This is a genomic window from Rhizobium sp. R711 (assembly GCF_002211365.1).
In the GTDB taxonomy this organism is placed as follows: domain Bacteria; phylum Pseudomonadota; class Alphaproteobacteria; order Rhizobiales; family Rhizobiaceae; genus Rhizobium.
Genome location: NZ_LOKZ01000037.1, coordinates 34,195 through 52,153, shown reverse-complemented (window position 1 = coordinate 52,153; position 17,959 = coordinate 34,195). Strand labels below are relative to the sequence as shown.

Below are 17,959 nucleotides of genomic sequence, written 5' to 3'. Positions count from 1 at the left end.
CCCCTTGCTCAAGCCGCGACGCTGGTTTCTGCGCGCGGCAGGTTTTCCATGATGGCGCGCCAATCGTCGCGCTCGTCGTTGCCTTCTTTGCGCTTGCCGAAGAACTGGATGATCATTTCACCCTCGGCATTGTAGGCCTCGAGCGAGGTTACATGGCCGTCCTTCGTCGGCTTGCGCACGGCCCAGGTCTCGGCAATGTGATCCTGACGAAGGTGCAGGTGGAAGGTCGGATCGAGAACGTTGATCCACGGGCCCATCGGCTGCACGTTGAAGATCGGGCCGGAGTGGATCTGCACGACGCCGTTGTTAGCGACAAAGCACATGATCGGCAGGCCCGCGGTCACCGAAGCGTGCATCATCTCTGTCGTCGCCGTGTTGCCGAGCTGCCATGCATAGTCGTCGCCGACGGTGCGAACGGCAGCCTGGCGGCCAATTTTGAGCTTGCGCAGCATGCCGAAGAATTCATGCGTGTCGGTGAGCTTGCTCCAGTGCTCGCGCAGTTCATCGCGGGTGACTTCGCCGCTTTCATCCAGGGACGAGAGCGTCAGATCCGCGACGAACTCCTGCGACTGGTCTTCAAGCTTCAGATCACGGACGATGGCGTGATAGGCCTCGACGTCAGAGTTCGGGCGGAGATGGATCTTGTGAACGGAGTTTCCGGCCTTGTCGAAGTATTGGAGGCTCAGGCGCTCCTGGTCGCCATCCTTCTTGGAGACGGCGAAAGCATGTGCCCAGCGATTTGGGAAAATGCGCAGGTCGATGTTTTCGCCAAGCACGATCGACGCGTGTGGTCCGGCGGTGATGTTCTCGTAACCGCCGATCTTCTCGTGAACAGCGCTTTCGTTGCGGGAAAGAGCCATGACTTCGCCGAGTTCGGCGACCCGTTCCAGGAGCTTCAAGGCGCTGCCGTCGATCCGGGTTGCGCTGATGCCGACCTCGGCTGCAACAAGCGCTGCTTCCGAAATCTGAAGCTGAGCGGCGATATCGCGCTCGCGCATCTTCGGATTCTCTGCACGGAATGCGCGAATGTCGGCGGGAGCCGGTTTCGTGGTTTCAGTCATGTCCTAGCCCTACTTATTGAGAATGAGTTTGCCCTGACGGGTGATTTTCATGCGGTAGACCACGCCGTCGTGACGGATCATGATCTCGGTCGCTCCGCGAAAAATGTCTGCACTTTCCAGAACGCGCATTTCTGCCGTTGGGTCGCGCTGCAGCGACGCGTGACTAAAGCTATCTGGCTTCTCAACCATCATTTCGGTCGGTTATTTCCGCTCGATCCGCGGCGCCCAACGCCGGGAAAACCCATAATTATCTTGACTTTCATAGTCATCATTTTTTAATGACGCAATAGCGGAGTTTATAAGTCAAGTTTTAGATCCTACTGATGGAGGAATGGCAGTGAGCAAGGTTGCGGCACTTTTGACGAGCGGTCTGATCGTGGTTGCGGGTGCCTCGCAAGTCTTTGCTCAGGATGTAGCAGCAGCGTCGGCGGCCAAGGGCCTTGAAGTTGAGTTGAACGGTCTCGCGCCTTCACAGAAGGGCTGCATGATGACCTTCGTTGCGCTCAACAATCTCGCCGCGCCGATCAACAAGATCTCCTTCGAGCTTGCTTTCTTCAACGACAAGAATGCGGTCGACCGGGTCACCGTGTTGGACTTCCGCGATCTGCCGCAGGCCAAGAAGCGCGTCCGTCAGTTCGACATGCCGAATGTCAAGTGCGAGAGCGTGACGCGCCTGCTGATCAACGATGCGCCGGTCTGTGACGGGCCGGCTGCAGGCGAGTGCATGAAGGGTCTTGTGACCCGTTCTCAGGTTTCGGTTCCCTTCGAGGGTTGATTGTCTCGGCGGCATGACAGCCGGCGATTTTCTGTTTCAACGGGCCGAGGCAGGCACAAATGGCAGTTCCAGCAAAATCCGAATCGAGAATCATTCTCGTTGAGGAACCGGTCGCTGACGGCGAAATGAACGACAACAATCCCGGCATGCATCCGGGGCATGAATTGTCGGACCTTCGCAATGTGCCGCGCCAGCCAGCCGCCGAGGTTACGCTCCACTACGCACGCCTTGCCTTAATCGAGTCCTTCCCACAGGACCCGCAAACCGCGAGCAGCAGCGTCGCTGCCGCGCCGTCGATGGATGCAAGCGTCGAAAAGGAAGAGAGCGCAAGACCACGTCAGCGCAACGTGGTGATGGCTTGTCTGAGCTCCTTCGCGTGTCACGCGGCGGTCATTGCAATCCTAGTCGCCGGGTTTGTCGTCACACCGCAGGATCCGGTCGAAGAGGCCGGCGAAGTGGTGAGTGTCATCATCCTTGGCGATTCGGAGGCGGACCAAGCGGCGGCGGGTGAGAAGGCTGAGGAGCCAAAGCCCGAGCAGATCGTGGCCGAGACCGCGCAAACGCAGACGGTGCAGCCGACCGCGGCGACCCCGACGGAGACGGCGCCTACCGAGCCGGTGGCCGTTGCGCCCGCGCAAGAAGTCACTCGCGTCTCACCGGAGAATATCGTTGCCGCTGAACCGGAGGTTCTGACCTCGTTGTCATCGGCTGAGACGTCCGTCGTGCAGCCTATGGCGACCCAGATAGCACCCGCGGTTCTTGCAGAAACGCCTCCGGTTGCTCAAGCGGCGCCGGAAGAGATCAGGCCGGTTCAACCGGTGGAAACGGCAACGGTTGCTCCCGAGCCGGATAAGCCGACGCCTGAGCCCAAGCCGAAAGTGGAAAAGCCCGTCAAAAGGCCGATCGAGAAGAAGGAGCCGCCGAAGAAGGCTCAACCATCCGCAGGATCCGGCGGTGAAAACAAGCAGGATTCCAAGAGAGGGTCCGCCGACGGGACCGAGACGGCAACATCGAACCAGAATTCGCGTGGGGCTGGTAGCAGTGGCGGTGCGGGAAGTGCGGCTGTCGCCAATTATCCCGGCAAAGTGCAATCCCGGATCCGTCGTTCCGTCAAGGTGCCGTCGGAATACAAGCGCATGAGCACATCCATGAGTGTTCGCGTTCGCCTGACAATCGGGGCCAGCGGCGATCTGAACGGTGTTTCGATCGCGCGTAGCTCAGGCATTCCCGAGCTGGATCAAGCTGTTGTCGAGGGTATCCGCCGCGCCGCGCCGTTCCCTCCACTCCCTGCCGAGTGGGGGAAACCAGTCTGGTCGTTCAGTCAGGACGTTCAGGTGACGGGGCGTTGATAAATATGATTTCTATAATCAACTTTATACTTTACTCTAAAAATCAAGTTTAATAAGGTCCGCTCGCACACGCAGGAATCGTGTGACGATCAACGAGCGAACGGGTGGGAAATGGCTCGAAAGACGAAGAAGGGTTCCAACCGCGAGATCCGCGTCAACGCCGCTGTCGGGTCCGTTCAGGAAACGTCCGGGCAGTCCAAACTTGACGGACGCAGTTTCCTGTATGTCGGCGGACGAGACTGCCAGGTGGCGCATCTTCGCCAAATTGCCAGCAACTTCGGGGCAGAATTGATCCATCACGACGGCGGTTTGCGCGAGGCGGTCTCCCGAATCGATACCGTGCTTCCCTCGGTCGACTGCGTTTTCTGCCCGATCGACTGTATCAGCCACGATGCCTGCCTGCGGGTGAAGACCGGCTGCAAGAAGTTCGGCAAGGCCTTCATCCCGCTTCGAAACGGCAGCAAGTCGAGTCTGGAACGTGCGCTGCAGACAATGAACGAGCGAGACAATTCCCGATGAATGAAGAACGCCCTGACGGGGTCATGATGATCGGCCTGCACAAGCTTGCCGCTCAAAGAGGCGACGGCCTTGTGCCGGAACTTTACGAACTGCTGCTCCGGAATGCCGAGCGACGCAGAGACTATCCCAACGTATCGGAGTTTCCCCTCTGGGAGGCACGGATGCCCGGGCAGAAGCCGCTTGGACTGGAGGCTGCTAACGGCAATAATGTCGTGGCCTTCGCGGCGGCGCGCGCGGGCGCGAAAAACAAAGCTTGAGGGTCATTTTATGTATATCGCGATGAACCGCTTCAGGGTTGCGATCGGGTCCGAGGCAGACTTCGAGAATGTCTGGCGCAATCGCGATTCCAGCCTCTCGCAGGTTCCCGGCTTCGTTGAGTTCCGCCTACTACGGGGCAAGACGAATACGGAGGAGGACTACACCCTGTTTTCCTCGCATACGCTCTGGCAGAGCGAAGAGGACTTCCTGAACTGGACGAAGTCTGAAAACTTCCGCGCCGCGCACCGCGGTGCCGGCGAGCGCAAGGCCATGTACAAAGGGCCGCCAGTTTTCGAAGGTTTCAACGTCGTGCCCGGCATCTGAAGGGGCCGAGTTCGATCTTGGTGGCGGTCGGATTGCCGCGCTCCACGCAGAACATCAAGAGAAGCGGTTGGGCGCGTCTGACCTCCCTGAAGCGACGGCCGGCCGTAGGGCAAAGAGTTCTATGTCCATGACCCGCATGGCAATCTACAGCGGTCTGGACGCACACTCTTCAACTGGTCGATCAGCGTGGGCGGACGAAAGCGCCCGCAGCAATCGCTAGCCAGCCGAACATTATGGCAAATCCGCCGGTGGGCGCGGCCGTCGGAAACAATCCGGAACCCGCATAGCGCAAGGCGACGAGATCACCGGCAAACAGAATTGTGCCGACGCCTATAAGAATGCCGGCGAGCCATGCGGTCCGGAGTTTTTCAGCGCCGATGGCAAGAGCAAGCAGGGCGGGGGCGTGCGCCAGGCACATTGCCGAGGCGGAAGCAACCAGGTGCGCGTCGCCACCACCATGCGCCGCGGCTGCAGCCAGCGCCACGCCGGCAAAACCGAACAGGCCGGCAACCAGATAGAATAGCGGCGCAATACGCGCGTTCAGCGTCATGGTTGGTTCTATTCCTTGTTCTGCATGTGATATGCGAGCCGCTCGATGGGCGGGAGAATGATCTCGCGCAGCTTCGGATTGGCGATGGTTTCCTCAAGTGCCCGACGGAAACAGAGCAGCCACTCCTCGCGCTCCACAGGGCCGATCTCGGCAACGAAATGCCGGCTTCTGAGGCGCGGATGGCCGCGCTTGTCGGTGTAAAGCGGCGGGCCGCCGAGATAGCCGGTCAAGTATTCGTAAAATTTCTCCTCGCTGTCTTCCAGCGTCGGCGGGTGGACGGCGCGAACGTGCCTTGCCTCTGGCAGCGTCTCCATCAGCTCATAGAAGCGGCGCGTCAGCGCACGCACGACCGCATCGCGGCCAATTGCCTCATAAAGCGTAATGACTTTTTCCGTCACGGTTCCATTCCTCGAAATCGAACTCTTAATGCACCGCGAGGAACGGGACTGCAACCGCCTGGAACGCTCCGCGGCAATTCGCCCGTCGTCTGCCTGCCGCTCACAAATCCCTTGACAAAACCGTCTGGACGGTATCTTTTATCGCCATGTCACTCGCTCATCATCGCCGTAAGCAGCCTCTCATCGTACGCCAGCAATTGCTGGACGTAGCCGCTCGGCTGACGATGGAGCAAGGTATCGCGGCTGTGACACTGGATGCCGTGTCCGGCGCATCAGGGGTTAGTAAGGGTGGACTGTTGCACCACTTCCCGACGAAGAATGCGCTCTTGGATGCCCTTTTCGAAAGCCTCCTGGATCGCTTCGACGCCGATATCGATGAGCGCATGCGTGAAGACGCCGTGCCGCATGGTCGCTTCAGCCGCGCCTATCTGCATGCCGTCGCCGATCTCAGGGAAAGCCCCGACGAAGCCGCCCATTGGGCGCAGATCACCGTGGCGCTGCTCGCGGAGCCACGGCTTCGTCAGCGCTGGCGCGCATGGGTGCAGGAGCGGACGGAGGAATATATCGGTACGGATTCGTCCGTCGATGCGCAGATCGTTCGGTTTGCGGCCGATGGCCTCTGGCTTGCCGACATGCTCGGCAGCCATGATAACGGCGGCGATCGGTCTGCGCTGATTGCACGTCTCGTCGAACTGACCAACAAGTAGAGTAGGACTCCCGCTATGGCTCCCGCCGCCGTCTACGCGCTGCTTTTTGCTGCGATCGCGCTTGAGGTAATCGGCACGACGGCGCTGCAGTTGTCGCAGCAGTTCACCCGCGTCGGGCCGGCGGTTGTTGTGGTTGTCTGCTACGCTGCCGCATTCTATTGTCTGTCGATGACGCTAAAGATCATTCCTGTGGGCATCGCCTATGCGATCTGGAGCGCGCTCGGGATCGTGCTGATTTCTGCCGTCGGCCTCGTCTATTTCAAGCAGCGGCTTGATGCGCCTGCCATCATCGGGCTCGGGCTGATCATCGCCGGCGTGCTGGTGGTTAACGTTTTCTCGAAATCCATTTCCCATTGATTTGGGGCGCATCTTGCTAACCACCTTGAGCCGCTGCGATCCCGCGGATGTCGACGCGACATTTGACCGCTTCCGCGCAGGCTTGTGAAAAAATGCTGCCATATCCATATCCTCCTGAGTTTTTCACGGCTTATTCTACGCATTGGACAACCCATGACTGACGGTACCGCCGACGTAGGCCTTTCTGAAAATCCATCCGCAACGGGAGGCCAGTCCTTCAACACCGCCGGCATCGCGCCGATGGATCGAGCGAGCGCGATCACGCGCTTTTTCATGGGGGTCGTTGCGTGGGCGGAAAGGCTGAATTTCAAGTACGCCAAGCTAGGCAATCCGCCGGTTTATGATAACGCAACATTCCCATGGGCCTCTGAGATAGAGAAGGCGTGGCCGCAGATCCGTTCAGAACTGGACCGTGTGCTTGTGCGGCAGAGCGAACTGCCGACATTCCAGGATATCTCGACCGACGTGAAGACAATTTCCAACGATAGCGGCTGGAAGACCTTCTTCCTTGTCGGTTTCGGTGTGAAATCGGAACAGAACATTAAAGCGTGCCCGCAAACCTGGGAGGCGGTGCAAAAGATACCTGGATTGAAAACCGCCATGTTCTCGATTTTCGAGCCCGGCAAGCACCTGCCGGCTCATCGTGGACCTTACAACGGCGTGCTTCGCCTCCATCTTGGCATGATCGTGCCTGAGCCCGCGGACAAGCTGGCCATCCGGGTCAAGGATCAGATCTGCCACTGGCAAGAAGGTAAGGTTCTGATTTTCGACGATGCTTACGAGCACGAGGCCTGGAACCACACCGCTAAGACGCGCGTGGTGCTCTTCGTCGATTTCGTGAAGCCGTTGAAGTTCCCGGCTCGCATCGTCAACTGGGCGCTGATGAACCTTGCGGTGTTTACACCATTCATTCGTGAAGGGTTGGATAACCACAAGGAATGGGAAAAGAAGTTCTACGCGGAAGCGGAGGCCTTCAGAAACAGGCCGCAGAATTGAACACCCGATCGCGCAACCAATAGAGAGGCTCCGTTAGCGCGGGGCTTTTGTCGTCAGATAACGCAAAATGGTCAAGTTCTGAGCCAACGCCGATGGAAGTGAATCGCGCCTGCGGTCGAAGGTTACTCAGTTGTTGTTGGCCGCCATCACCTTGCGTTTCGCTTTGGTGGCCAGATACATGACATAGTTTTCCGCAGCATCCGCGAGATGAAGAGCGATTTCCTCTTCCCGCCATCCCGCCGCTACCGCGCGACGGACAACATCGGTGATTGCCGTTTTGCAGACGGCTTCGCATTCCCGCGAGCGTCCCATGTCTTCGGCGCTGTATTTCGGAGAATTGATGTTCGACATGGCAGCAAGGTGCCACAATCCGCCGTATTTTCAATTGGATGCTAATTTAGTGGTTAGCCGGTATGGTTAAGCGCATGAGGTCGGTTAAGACGCGGCCGCCGCGGTTGCATCAAAAAGGAAATGGCGGCCGCGCATGCACTAATATGGTACTTCCAGCACTGCTAATATGTGCCGTTTTCGTTAAAGAACGCTGAATGGAGTTTTGCGCTCGAATGAGCAAAATTTCGCCCGGCTGTCCTTAGCTCAGTATCTGTTGGAAAGCTGCCAAAAGCTTATCGCACTCAGCATCGGTCCCGATGCTTATACGAAGATAGTTTTCTATCCGTTCCGTCGGAAAATGCCGCACCAGGATCGCTTTGTCCCGTAATCCTGTCGCCAGTTCCGCACCGGATCTTTCCAGATGCCGTGCAAACAGAAAATTGGCGGAGGATCGGAGAACGTCAAAACCAAGCGCTCGCAGAGCGATGGTCAAACGCTCCCGGCTCGCCACAATCAAATCGCGGTGCTGCTGAAACCAGTCTTCGTCTTCCCAGGACGCAATTGCTCCCGCCAAGGCGAGCCTGTCCAGTGGGTAGGAGTTGAAACTATCCTTGACCCTTTCCAGTGCTTCGATCAGCGGTCGTTGTCCGGTCGCAAAGCCAACGCGGAGTCCGGCGAGACCCCGCGATTTTGAGAAAGTCTGGACAACAAGAAGATTCGGATACTCCCTTACGAGCGGGATCGCACTTTCACCGCCGAAATCCACATATGCCTCATCGATAACGACCACTTGATCAGGATGCTCTCCGATCAGGGTCTCTATTTCAGCGAGCGGCCGCGCCACGCCTGTCGGTGCGTTGGGATTCGGCAGGATGATTGCTCCGCAGGATTGCTGGTAGTCCGCAATCCGAACCTGCATGTTCTCATCAAGGGGAACTCGACGAGAGCGTATTCCGTACAAGCGGCAATAGGTTGGATAGAAGCTGTAGGTTATGTCGGGAAAAAGCAGCGGCTGTTCATGATTGAGGAGAGCATGGAAAGTATGCGCCAGAACCTCGTCGGAGCCGTTTCCAACGAAAACCTCGTTCGGATCGAGGTCATAGCGGGCGGCGATCACCTCGCGCAACCGTAAGCCTGTCGGGTCCGGATAGAGCCGGAGAGTATCGTTTGCCGCTTCTGAGATCGCTGCGATGGCGCGTGGCGATGTGCCGTAGGGATTTTCGTTGGTGTTTAGTTTGACCAATCCGCTGATTGTCGGTTGCTCGCCCGCAACGTAAGGCGTCAAACAATGAACAAGCGGACTCCAAAAACGGCTCATTATAACTTCCAATTCGATGCTGTCGCAAATACCGCAATTAAAGCAGCCCTTTAGCCGCTGATTTCGCACCGTCGCAAAATCGGTGGCCGGCGGCAACCAGCGCAACGAAGATATTTTCGGTAGGTGGCTCCCGCTAGAGCAGCCCTATTTTGCAAGCGGTCCGGGCGCTGCTGATGCTCCGGTGCGTGTCGACGCATGGGGTCTTCAACGGGATGCTCGGCGTTTCTCTGAGCTATCACGACCTACGGCAATTTTTGCTTCCTCAATGGGCTTCCACGGTGGTCCAAAGGGAAAGTGCCTACGACAACGAAGGGGAGGTGATCGGTCACGAAAGCGATCAGCAAACCATAATCCCGCGTTCCGGCAAAACATCATTGCATTCTAATCGATAGGATATTATCTAATTTCATGCCAATGAATCTGAAACAAACTTGGGCTGAGTTCGCACCGCTGCTTATGGTCTGTGGGCGCGGGTGGCGTCGGGCGTTGAATGCCGTCCTGACCGAGCACAACCTGTCGGACGCCAGCGCTGCGCCATTGATTGCGCTGCTTCGACATGGCGACAGGATACCGCAGGGTGTTCTGGCTGAAAGGGTCGGTGTTGAAGGGCCGACGCTCGTGCGGGTTCTCGACAGTTTGGAAAATGACGGCTTGATCTGCCGGGTCCCCGATGAAACGGACCGGCGCATCAAGTTGGTGCAACTCACCGGAGGAGGCACAGCGGTCGCCGAGCGCGCCGAAAGTTGTGCGGCGGAGCTGCGAGCACAGATCCTAGGCGACCTTGATCCCGAACAGGTCGAGGCCGCCCTGGAGGTCCTGCGCGCCATCGCGGCGAAAACCGCGGCCCTATCCGGAATACAGGAAAATGACGAGTAGCAAGAATGCGACCGATCCCAGCCTGGGGGACGTCGTTTTTTCCATCAAGACCTTCGCCGCCGCAATGCTGGCGCTTGGTCTTGCGCTTTGCTTCGACCTGACAAACCCATACTGGGCGGTCGGCACGGTTTACATCGTGGCCCATCCGCTATCGGGTGCGAGCACGTCGAAGGCGCTCTACCGACTAATTGGCACCGCACTCGGCGGTACGGTTACGGTGATCCTGATCCCCAACCTCGTCAATTCGCCTGAAATGCTGACGCTTGCGATCGCGCTGTGGATGGCCTTTTGCCTTGGTGTCAGCCTGCTCGACCGGACGCCACGCAGCTACAGCTTCATGCTGGCCGGATATACCACTGCGCTGACCGGGTTCCCGATCGTCGCAAACCCGGATACGGCTTTTACCTATGCAACGGCCCGTGTCGTTGAAATCGCGCTTGGCATTATCTGCGCGGCGATTGTCAATCGTATCTTCTTTCCTCGACACGCCGGGCCGGTTCTGGCGGCGCGCATCAATGCGTGGCTAGGTGATGGCGCCGAGCTTGCGACTGGCACGCTGAAGGGCAGGGGACGCGATCCTTCGCTCCTGGCGGCGGCCCGCCGGCTCGCCGCCGATGCGGTCGATCTCCACAGCTTCACCACCCACGTCGCCTACGATACCTCGGCGCTGCGCGACATCGTCGGCCGCACCAGAATATTGCAACAGCGCATGGTTGCGATGCTGCCGATCGTTTCCGGCCTAGCCGACGTACTGCACGCGCTCGACAAGGCGACAGCTGGCAAACTCACACCTGCGATCACCGCGCTGGCAAGCGAAGTCACAACGCTGCTCGAAAGTGGTGCGCCTCTTGCCGAGGAGAAGCGCCAACAGCTCCTTGCCCTGATGGCGAAGGCCGAGGAGGAGGGGCGCGAGCAACAGGAGTGGAACGGTCTGCTGGCCCATAACTTCACAGCGCGCATCCGCGATCTCGTGCAAATCTGGGGAGACTGTCTCAGCCTCCGCCAGGACATAGAATCCGGGTCTCATCATGATCTTCGTTGGCGCCGTTTCGGCACGTCCTTCGACCGGGCTCCGATCCACAAGGATTACGGAATGGCCATTCACTCCGGCCTGTCCGTAATGCTGGCGACATTCATCGCGACAGCTCTCTGGATCTATACCGGTTGGCCTCAGGGCAGCGCGGCTGCGATGATGGCTGGCGTGCTCTGCTGCATCTTTTCGTCGATGGACGATCCCGCACCGATGATGATCAGGTTCGTCAATGTGGCGATCGTGACCGTCATTGCAGCCTTCGTCTTCGAATACGGTCTGATGCCGCTGATTCACAACTATGTCGAACTCGCCGCCGCACTCGGGTTGATGCTCGTGCCGGCCGGGTTGCTGATGACCAGGCCGGCTCTTGCTCTCTATGGAATGGGTTTCTGCGTGAACCTGCCGAACATGCTGACGCTGCAGGACCGCCTGAATCTCGATCTCGCCTCTTTCGTCAATTCGAATGCGGCCATGATCATCGGAATGGTGATTGCCTGCGGAACGACAGTTCTCGTTCGCTCTGTTGGGGCTGAGTGGACGGCCTACCGCCTGCTCCGGTCCGGCTGGACGGATATCGTCGCTGCGGCGTGCCGACCTGAGGAGGTCGACTTCACGAAGTTGCTATATCGCATGGTCGACCGGCTTGGTTTGGTCGCTCCGCGCCTGGCGATGATCCCGGCCGAATCCGCGGTCGCACAGACCGACATTCTGCGCGACCTGCGCAACGGCCTCAACACGCTGGATCTCCAGCGCCACAAGCAGTTGGTGTCACGCGACAAACGCGAACCGATCGAGAACGTGCTGTCTGGTATCGCGGCCCACTATCAGCAGAAGCAGAGGAGCCGGGACGCGCAGCCTGACGAAAACCTGCTCAAGACGCTGGACCAGTCGCTCGCGGCACTGGTCGAGGCCGGCAAGTCTTCGGCGATCGAAGGCGCGCGCCGCTCCATGACCGCGCTCAGATACACCCTCTACCCCGATGCAGCCTCCCTCCCTGTAGTCGCTGCCGCTGGCGCGAGAGGACGAACCGCAAAGGAATATGCCGCATGAGGCCTGATATCGACATTTACGGGATCTTCATCCCGACGCTCGGCGCAATCGCGCTCGTCGCTTACCTCCTCAACGCCATCCTGCGGCGCGTGCTGGCGTCTGTCGGCTTCTACCGGCTGGTCTGGCATCGACCGCTTTTCGATACGGCCATGTACTTCTGCCTGCTTGGCGCAATCGCGCTGTCTTTGAATAAGGTGTCATTATGAAATCGCTTCTCGCTCATTCCGGTCGCTTCTTGCTCACCGGCGTCATGGTTGCCTTGGCGGGAGTGCTCGGCTGGCATCTGTGGGACTATTACATGGACGAGCCCTGGACGCGGGACGGCAAGGTCCGCGCCGACGTGGTGCGACTTGCGGCCGATGTCTCCGGGATCGTCAGTGCGGTCGATGCCAAGGACAATCAGGCTGTCCACAAGGGCGACGTGATCTTCCGCATCGATCAGGCGCGCTTCACACTTGCCCTGCGCCAAGCCGAAGCCCAAATGGAGAGCAGCAAGGCGGCGCTCGGCATGGCAAGAAGTGATGTCGAGCTCTATCGCAAACTCGGCGAGAGCTCGGTAACGCGGCAGAAGATCCAGCAGGCCGAAACGACCGTTCAACAGGGCGAAGCCGCCTATAACCAGGCACTGATCAGCCGCGACACCGCGCAACTTAATCTGGACCGCTCAGTGGTGCGCGCGCCAGTCAACGGCGTGCTGACGAACTTCTCGATGCAGCCGGGAAACTATGTGACGGCGGGCACCGCCGTTACCGCGTTGATCGACAGCGATTCCTATTATGTCGCGGGCTATTTCGAAGAGAACAAGCTGGACCGCATCAAGGCCGGTGATCCCGCGCTCGTCTATCTGATGGGGAGCAAGACACCTCTGAAGGGGCATGTCGACGGCGTTGCTGGTGGCATCGAAGACCGGGAGCGAAGCGATACCAGCGCACAGCTCGCCAACGTAACGCCCACATTCACGTGGGTTCGGCTTGCTCAGCGCGTTCCCGTGCGGGTGGCGCTCGATACTCTGCCAGACGATACGGCGCTGGTCGCCGGTCGCACGGCAAGCGTCACCATCGTCAAGTGATCGGCGCGCCTCCGAGAGCCGCTTTCGCAAACTGTAAGTTCACCGGTCTGGGCGTCCATCGATGACCGGGTGAAGGGAGCTGTGGCACGGCGAAGGTGCTCGGCTCGAGAAAAACAAATGGACACCCCGGTTCTAGGAGACCGCCGTGGACAACCGCCACGTCATAGAAATCACCGCCTGGCTGATGCAGAGCGGACTGAAGGGCGTGGCGGAAGCGGACCTCCTCGCCGGGTTTTGCGAACGGTGTCGCGCGATCGGACTTCCGATCGAGCGCTCCGTTGCCGTCATGGATACTCTGCACCCGATCTATGAACGCCGAGCGTTCCGCTGGGACAGCAGGGAGCCGATCGAACGGGTCTCGGAATACGGCTTCTCCGATCCTGGCGTGATCGCTGACAACTGGCTTCGCTCCGCCTTCCATCACTTGGAAACAACGGGGTCTGGAGAGGTCCGCAGAAATCTGACCGAGGGCGATCCGACCGAGTTCTATCTGCTCGATGATCTGAAGGCCGCTGATTTCACGGACTTCATCGCCATGGCGCACCGGTTCGGAGACCGTGGAACGATCGGAGACATCGACTGCTTCTTCTCTCACTTCGCCACCCGGTCGACGGGAGGCTTCTCTGAAAGTGACATTGCCGTACTGCGCGATCTGCTTCCCTGTCTGGCGCTGGCTGTTAAATGCGTGACGATCAGCGGTGTGGCCGGCACGATTGCCAAGGTCTACCTGGGGCAGGATGCTGCCAATCAGGTATTGCACGGCAAGATCGGCCGCGGTCAAAGCGACCGTATCTCGGCGGCCCTCTGGTTTTCCGACCTCGCCAATTTCACGCATATATCGGATACGGTCGATCCGGAAGAGATCATTCCGATGCTCAACGACTATGCCGATGCAGTGATCTCGTCGGTCCAGCAGGCCGGAGGCGAGGTACTTAAGCTGATGGGCGACGGCACGCTGGCGATATTCAAGGGCAGGCGGCCCAGCGAGGCCTGTTCTGCGGCGCTGAAGGCGCGGTCGCTGCTCGACAAGCGCCTGCTCGATCTCAATGCGCAACGGCGCATCGAGGGCGGGCCGGTGACCGACGTCTATCTCGGGCTTCATCTCGGCGACGTCTTCTACGGCAACATAGGCAGTGAAGACCGCCTTGATTTCACGGTCATCGGGCCAGCCGTCAACGAGGTTAGCCGCATCGTCTCCCTCTGCCGGTCGCTGCAGAGCCGTTTGCTGATGTCGGCGAGTTTTGCGGCGATCATCCCGCCATCACAGATGGACAGCCTGCATTCGATCGGTCTCCACGTACTGCGCGGTGTCAATCGCGCGCAGGAACTCTTCACACCGGCCATCTAGCCGCGCCCGGTTGCGCCGCGAACATCTGTGTTTCGTTTCCGGCGAGTTTTGGCGTTTCGACTGGACAAGCGGCTCCTTCTGCACCTCAGCTCATTTGTGCGGATGCGCAACGCGCTAATGCCGACGTAACAAGAGCCGGCGGCGTCGATTGATACGCGTTTGTTACCGTTGCGTACTTCCATCGAACAGCCTCGTCGATAACATGCCTCCGACGAAGCCGACCGAACCCGGGGTGGTCTTCATGGGCAAGGAAAACGACGAGGTAAGAACGTCCACAGACGCTGAGCGCCGAGGACTGCGTCGCCTAATGCTGAAGCTGCCCGCCGTGCGTGGACGACTTCACTCGATCGGGGAGAAGTCGGAATCCCTTCGCAGTCTTTGCGAAGCCTATGAAGATGCGAGTTCCACTCTTGACCGGTTGAGAAGTGCTGCCGGAGATGGGAACCGTGCGATGCTCCATGAGTACGAAATCGTCTGCGCGGAGATCGAGGCAGATGTGACGAAGTACTGCCTTGAACACTGAGGCGGCGTGCCGGATTAGGACCAGTGGATAGGCCAGCCCCTATCACGTTTCGGTTTTGTTAGCATTTCATATTGCAACCTCTTGTTTTCTGCGCAACAGCCCCATCTGTTCTACTTGGCATTGAGCATTGCGTAGCAGGGGCGGGGCGGCAGTGATGAGAGCTGAAGAACAGTATGGCGTGGGTCAAGAAGTCCCGTGCCCAGAAGCCCTTGCAGAGCTGGAGCGTCTGCTCGCCGACGAGCGGTTTAGAGCTACCGAACGAAGCCGGAGCATTCTCAGATATATCGTGGAACAGCAATTCGCCGGTTGCGCGGAGGGCGTGAAAGCCTATTCCATCGCCGTCGATGTGCTCGGGCGGCAAAGCAATTTCGATCCCTCGCTCGATCCTATCGTCCGCATCGAACTGAGCCGGCTGCGATCTTCGCTTAGCCAGTACTACGAGGCCTTCGGCACGGAGGGTGGCGTCACGGTTCAACTGCCGAGGGGGCGCTATGTCGCCGTTTTCACGCTGCCGCCGGGAAATTTCCCGCACGTCGATGCGGAAGAGCATTCCGCAGTGGTCGACGTAGACCCTATAGATGTCGTTTCTGCTCAGGTTTCCCCAACCGTTGTTTCCACTGCCCCAAGCTGGTCGTGGCTGGCGGTGGCAACCCTGGGGCTGCTGATGATTGCGGCGGTGGCGGGCGGTGTCGCCGTCTACGCGTCACGCCCGATCATGACCGCCAAGCCGACCGTTGTCATCACCCTGGCCGCCATGGACGAGGCGTTGCGCGGTGAGGCCTCTGTTACGCGGGACATGCTGTTGACCGCCCTGACGCAATTCCAGACTTTGACGGTTTCACAGGTTCCGCGGCGCGAAAGACCGCTTGCCTCGGTGCTTCGCCCGGCAAAATCGAACACCTATGCGATCGATATGAAGTACTATGGTGATGGCCACGATCGCAGCATTTGGTGGCAGATCGTCGACACCGAGACGGGCGACCTTCTGAAATCCGGCCTTGAAAGGGTCGATGCCACCGGGCAAACGGCTGCGGCGGTACGCGGTGAACTGGTTGCGCAGCTTGCACGCCGCTTTGCTACGATACGCGGCGTGATCAACAATATCGAAACCCACAATGCGGCCGAGCGCTCGCTTGGCAACGCATGCGTCCTTCGGGCCGAGTACGAGCTCGACGGCGGCGGGGCATCGGGCATCGGGCAGACGATCAGTTGCCTCGAGCGAACGATCGCGGCTAACAGTTATGATGCCGACGCAACGGCAGCGCTCGCAACGGTGCTGGCGGCGGAACAGGCGGAAGCTGCCGACGACAGCAAGATGGCGCGTGCGCTTGAACTTGCTGGCCGGGCCGTTTCTTTAGCGCCGCTCTCCGATCGGGCTCATATCGCATTGATGTTGGCACAATTCTACAGTGGGCGGATTGACGCGGCACTCGCCGAAGGCAACCGCGCGCTGGCGCTCAATCCCAACAACCCCGATGTGGCAGCAAAGCTTGCCCTTGTCCTGTTCTCGTCTGGCTATTTCGATGCGGGCGTTTCTTTGGCTCGGGATGCCGGCAAGTCGGTTGATGTCGTCCCGCGCGACGCGGTTCTCGTGCTCGCGCTCGACGCTTACCGGCGAAGAGATTGGTCGGAGGCCTCGCTGCTTGCTGAGCAGACGAGCGATAGCGCTTTCCTGATCGGCGTCCTGCGTGTGGCAGCACTGGCACAGCTTGGGTCGGATGGAGCCGCGCCGCGGCTAGCCGAACTCCGGCAACTCGCGCCAGATTTCGAGACGACCTTCGGCGAGAGAATGGCGCAGCGACGGTATCAGCCGGTGTTTTCCGCATCGATTGAGGAAGGGCTTGCGAAAGCGGGCGCCCGCTTCAAGGTTGAGGGCGAGGCTACTGCGTTTTAGGTGTCTTCGTCGCGGATGTTTTGCGCCGGAGCCCCTTCGGCTTCGCTGCAACGCGCCCTAGCGACCGTCTAAGGAGTTCGAATTATCTTCGAGTAGTCGTTCGATGTTGGGGCGGCTTGTGCCCGGCTGCTGATCTCGGCTTGTTTCCTGACCTGGTCGAGGGGGAGGTCGGTACGGATCAGTCCGTGGTCGTAGAGATAGTCCGGCAGGTAACCGGATACGATGATGCGCCAATCTAGCGGGATGCCGGGATTGATCAGCCGAGCGAGCTTGAAGACGATTGTCGTGCAGTTTGCTGTGATCGTTTGGTAAAATTCCGGCTGAGCCGCAAGCGCGTTGGCCTTCTCTAGGTAGGACAGGAAGAGGGCGCGTGCGATCTGAGGAGAGACCCGGAGCGGATAGAGCGACACACTTTCCCGGCGGGTGTTGGTGCGCAGGCGGACGATGTCGCTTTCTTCGGCAGCAATTAGCACCAGTTCGAACTCTTTGAAGAAGCCGCCGATCTCCGAGAATGCCTCGCCTTGCTCCTTTCGGATCTCGGCCGAGAATACGACGTGTCTACCATCTGCAAAACCGAAGCTGACAAGGGTATGGGCAATCGCGGGATTGCTCCAGACGGAGTTCAACAGATCGACCGACTGGAGTGAGGCGAGGTCATATTGCCCGGTTTGCCAAATTGGATCGAAGTCCTCAGTTGTCCGCCATTGAAAGTTGCGGACGTTGTGGAGGGTGATTTGGTCGCCCGCTATTGTTGCGGTGACACCGTGGGCAACGTCGACCGCCCATTCCCGATCGTTGCTCGGCTTGATGCTGCTCCACCAGTAGGAAACGGGGAACATTGCCGCCAACAGAAGTACACCGGCAAGCAGCGGTCGCCGTCTGACAATCAGAATGGCCATGAGTCCGACGAGAAAGCCGGCAGCGATGGTCGGCCATTTCCATGCAGAAGGGGCCTGATAGAATGCGGCGAGCGCAAACCATCCCGCGAAGGCGACAACGGCTAGCCGGAAGACGAAGCGAGCAACAAGTGCGAGAATTCGCCACTTCCGAGGCTTCGCCGCAGTGAAAATGGTTGCCATTGTTTCGCCCTTTGCGAACGCGCCTGCCTGCCAATCGGAAGGGGCAATACCGCGCGGTCTCGCAGGAACCGCAAACCATCAGAAACATGGACGTTCGCTTCAACGGCGGCCCCGGATCACACCAGCGGTGCGAGCGGGGCCGCCC

The 17,959-nt window shown here is 59.2% G+C and carries 22 protein-coding genes; 15 read left to right on the top strand and 7 right to left on the bottom strand.

The window, feature by feature from the left end; translation table 11 throughout:
• Positions 1 to 8: 8 nt before the first annotated feature.
• Complete coding sequence (locus tag ATY80_RS25165; RefSeq protein WP_088695017.1) at positions 9 to 1,061, bottom strand: ChuX/HutX family heme-like substrate-binding protein; 1,053 nt, start codon at positions 1,059 to 1,061, stop codon at positions 9 to 11.
• Between the two features lie 9 nt (positions 1,062 to 1,070).
• Entirely contained in the window at positions 1,071 to 1,253 is a 183-nt protein-coding gene (locus ATY80_RS25160) for a hemin uptake protein HemP (protein WP_088695016.1), read from the bottom strand.
• A gap of 139 nt (positions 1,254 to 1,392) precedes the next feature.
• Here ATY80_RS25160 and ATY80_RS25155 point away from each other — a divergent pair, with 139 nt between their 5' ends.
• The 5 genes from ATY80_RS25155 to ATY80_RS25135 all read left to right on the top strand — a co-directional run bounded on the left by ATY80_RS25155 (position 1,393) and on the right by ATY80_RS25135 (position 4,286).
• Positions 1,393 to 1,836, top strand: a complete 444-nt coding sequence (locus tag ATY80_RS25155; RefSeq protein WP_088695015.1) for a hypothetical protein — start codon at positions 1,393 to 1,395, stop codon at positions 1,834 to 1,836.
• A gap of 59 nt (positions 1,837 to 1,895) precedes the next feature.
• Positions 1,896 to 3,185 carry an energy transducer TonB gene (locus tag ATY80_RS25150; protein WP_088695014.1) on the top strand — a complete coding sequence of 430 codons (1,290 nt, stop codon included), beginning with the start codon at positions 1,896 to 1,898 and terminating at the stop codon, positions 3,183 to 3,185.
• 111 nt (positions 3,186 to 3,296) lie between these two features.
• Positions 3,297 to 3,704 carry a DUF2325 domain-containing protein gene (locus ATY80_RS25145; protein ID WP_088695013.1) on the top strand — a complete coding sequence of 136 codons (408 nt, stop codon included), beginning with the start codon at positions 3,297 to 3,299 and terminating at the stop codon, positions 3,702 to 3,704.
• Positions 3,701 to 3,961, top strand: a complete 261-nt coding sequence (locus ATY80_RS25140; protein ID WP_088695012.1) for a hypothetical protein — start codon at positions 3,701 to 3,703, stop codon at positions 3,959 to 3,961. Before ATY80_RS25145 ends, ATY80_RS25140 begins: the two co-directional genes overlap by 4 nt.
• Positions 3,962 to 3,971: 10 nt before the next feature.
• A complete protein-coding gene (locus ATY80_RS25135) occupies positions 3,972 to 4,286 on the top strand; it encodes an antibiotic biosynthesis monooxygenase (protein WP_088695011.1) in 315 nt (104 codons plus the stop codon).
• A 181-nt stretch (positions 4,287 to 4,467) separates the two neighbouring features.
• Here the strand turns inward: ATY80_RS25135 and ATY80_RS25130 are convergent, their stop codons facing one another.
• The gene (locus ATY80_RS25130; protein WP_088695010.1) at positions 4,468 to 4,836 is read right to left on the bottom strand and encodes a DUF423 domain-containing protein; all 369 of its coding nucleotides are present in this window, start codon (positions 4,834 to 4,836) and stop codon (positions 4,468 to 4,470) included.
• An 8-nt stretch (positions 4,837 to 4,844) separates the two neighbouring features.
• Entirely contained in the window at positions 4,845 to 5,234 is a 390-nt protein-coding gene (locus ATY80_RS25125; protein ID WP_088695009.1) for a group II truncated hemoglobin, read from the bottom strand.
• A 146-nt stretch (positions 5,235 to 5,380) separates the two neighbouring features.
• Between ATY80_RS25125 and ATY80_RS25120 the strand changes: the two genes are divergently transcribed.
• The 3 genes from ATY80_RS25120 to ATY80_RS25110 all read left to right on the top strand — a co-directional run bounded on the left by ATY80_RS25120 (position 5,381) and on the right by ATY80_RS25110 (position 7,294).
• On the top strand, positions 5,381 to 5,941 hold the full coding sequence (locus ATY80_RS25120; protein ID WP_088695008.1) for a TetR/AcrR family transcriptional regulator: 561 nt from the start codon (positions 5,381 to 5,383) through the stop codon (positions 5,939 to 5,941).
• A gap of 15 nt (positions 5,942 to 5,956) precedes the next feature.
• Positions 5,957 to 6,298 carry an SMR family transporter gene (locus ATY80_RS25115; protein WP_088695007.1) on the top strand — a complete coding sequence of 114 codons (342 nt, stop codon included), beginning with the start codon at positions 5,957 to 5,959 and terminating at the stop codon, positions 6,296 to 6,298.
• A gap of 153 nt (positions 6,299 to 6,451) precedes the next feature.
• Positions 6,452 to 7,294, top strand: coding sequence for an aspartyl/asparaginyl beta-hydroxylase domain-containing protein (locus tag ATY80_RS25110; protein ID WP_088695006.1), 843 nt, complete (start codon positions 6,452 to 6,454; stop codon positions 7,292 to 7,294).
• A gap of 126 nt (positions 7,295 to 7,420) precedes the next feature.
• On the opposite strand, the gene ATY80_RS25105 is transcribed toward ATY80_RS25110, so the two are convergent.
• Positions 7,421 to 7,645, bottom strand: coding sequence for a hypothetical protein (locus ATY80_RS25105; protein ID WP_088695005.1), 225 nt, complete (start codon positions 7,643 to 7,645; stop codon positions 7,421 to 7,423).
• Between the two features lie 238 nt (positions 7,646 to 7,883).
• Positions 7,884 to 8,942 carry a histidinol-phosphate transaminase gene (gene hisC / locus ATY80_RS25100; protein WP_088695004.1) on the bottom strand — a complete coding sequence of 353 codons (1,059 nt, stop codon included), beginning with the start codon at positions 8,940 to 8,942 and terminating at the stop codon, positions 7,884 to 7,886.
• A 408-nt stretch (positions 8,943 to 9,350) separates the two neighbouring features.
• On the opposite strand from hisC, the gene ATY80_RS25095 reads away from it, so the two are divergent.
• From ATY80_RS25095 to ATY80_RS25065, 7 genes are all read left to right on the top strand, one after another.
• The gene (locus ATY80_RS25095; RefSeq protein ID WP_088695003.1) at positions 9,351 to 9,818 is read left to right on the top strand and encodes a MarR family transcriptional regulator; all 468 of its coding nucleotides are present in this window, start codon (positions 9,351 to 9,353) and stop codon (positions 9,816 to 9,818) included.
• Positions 9,808 to 11,901, top strand: a complete 2,094-nt coding sequence (locus ATY80_RS25090; RefSeq protein ID WP_088695002.1) for an FUSC family protein — start codon at positions 9,808 to 9,810, stop codon at positions 11,899 to 11,901. The genes ATY80_RS25095 and ATY80_RS25090 overlap by 11 nt, the downstream gene beginning before the upstream one ends.
• Positions 11,898 to 12,107: a DUF1656 domain-containing protein gene (locus tag ATY80_RS25085; RefSeq protein WP_088695001.1), complete on the top strand. Its 210-nt coding sequence runs from the start codon at positions 11,898 to 11,900 to the stop codon at positions 12,105 to 12,107. Before ATY80_RS25090 ends, ATY80_RS25085 begins: the two co-directional genes overlap by 4 nt.
• On the top strand, positions 12,104 to 12,970 hold the full coding sequence (locus ATY80_RS25080) for an HlyD family secretion protein (protein WP_088695000.1): 867 nt from the start codon (positions 12,104 to 12,106) through the stop codon (positions 12,968 to 12,970). Before ATY80_RS25085 ends, ATY80_RS25080 begins: the two co-directional genes overlap by 4 nt.
• 145 nt (positions 12,971 to 13,115) lie before the next feature.
• Positions 13,116 to 14,318 (top strand): adenylate/guanylate cyclase domain-containing protein, encoded by a 1,203-nt coding sequence (locus tag ATY80_RS25075; RefSeq protein WP_088694999.1) that lies wholly within the window; start codon positions 13,116 to 13,118, stop codon positions 14,316 to 14,318.
• A gap of 241 nt (positions 14,319 to 14,559) precedes the next feature.
• Positions 14,560 to 14,841, top strand: a complete 282-nt coding sequence (locus tag ATY80_RS25070; RefSeq protein WP_189637265.1) for a hypothetical protein — start codon at positions 14,560 to 14,562, stop codon at positions 14,839 to 14,841.
• A gap of 154 nt (positions 14,842 to 14,995) precedes the next feature.
• The gene (locus ATY80_RS25065; RefSeq protein WP_088694998.1) at positions 14,996 to 16,735 is read left to right on the top strand and encodes a hypothetical protein; all 1,740 of its coding nucleotides are present in this window, start codon (positions 14,996 to 14,998) and stop codon (positions 16,733 to 16,735) included.
• Between the two features lie 68 nt (positions 16,736 to 16,803).
• Here ATY80_RS25065 and ATY80_RS25060 read toward each other — a convergent pair whose 3' ends face one another.
• The gene (locus ATY80_RS25060) at positions 16,804 to 17,814 is read right to left on the bottom strand and encodes a DUF4105 domain-containing protein (RefSeq protein WP_088694997.1); all 1,011 of its coding nucleotides are present in this window, start codon (positions 17,812 to 17,814) and stop codon (positions 16,804 to 16,806) included.
• Positions 17,815 to 17,959 lie beyond the last annotated feature (145 nt).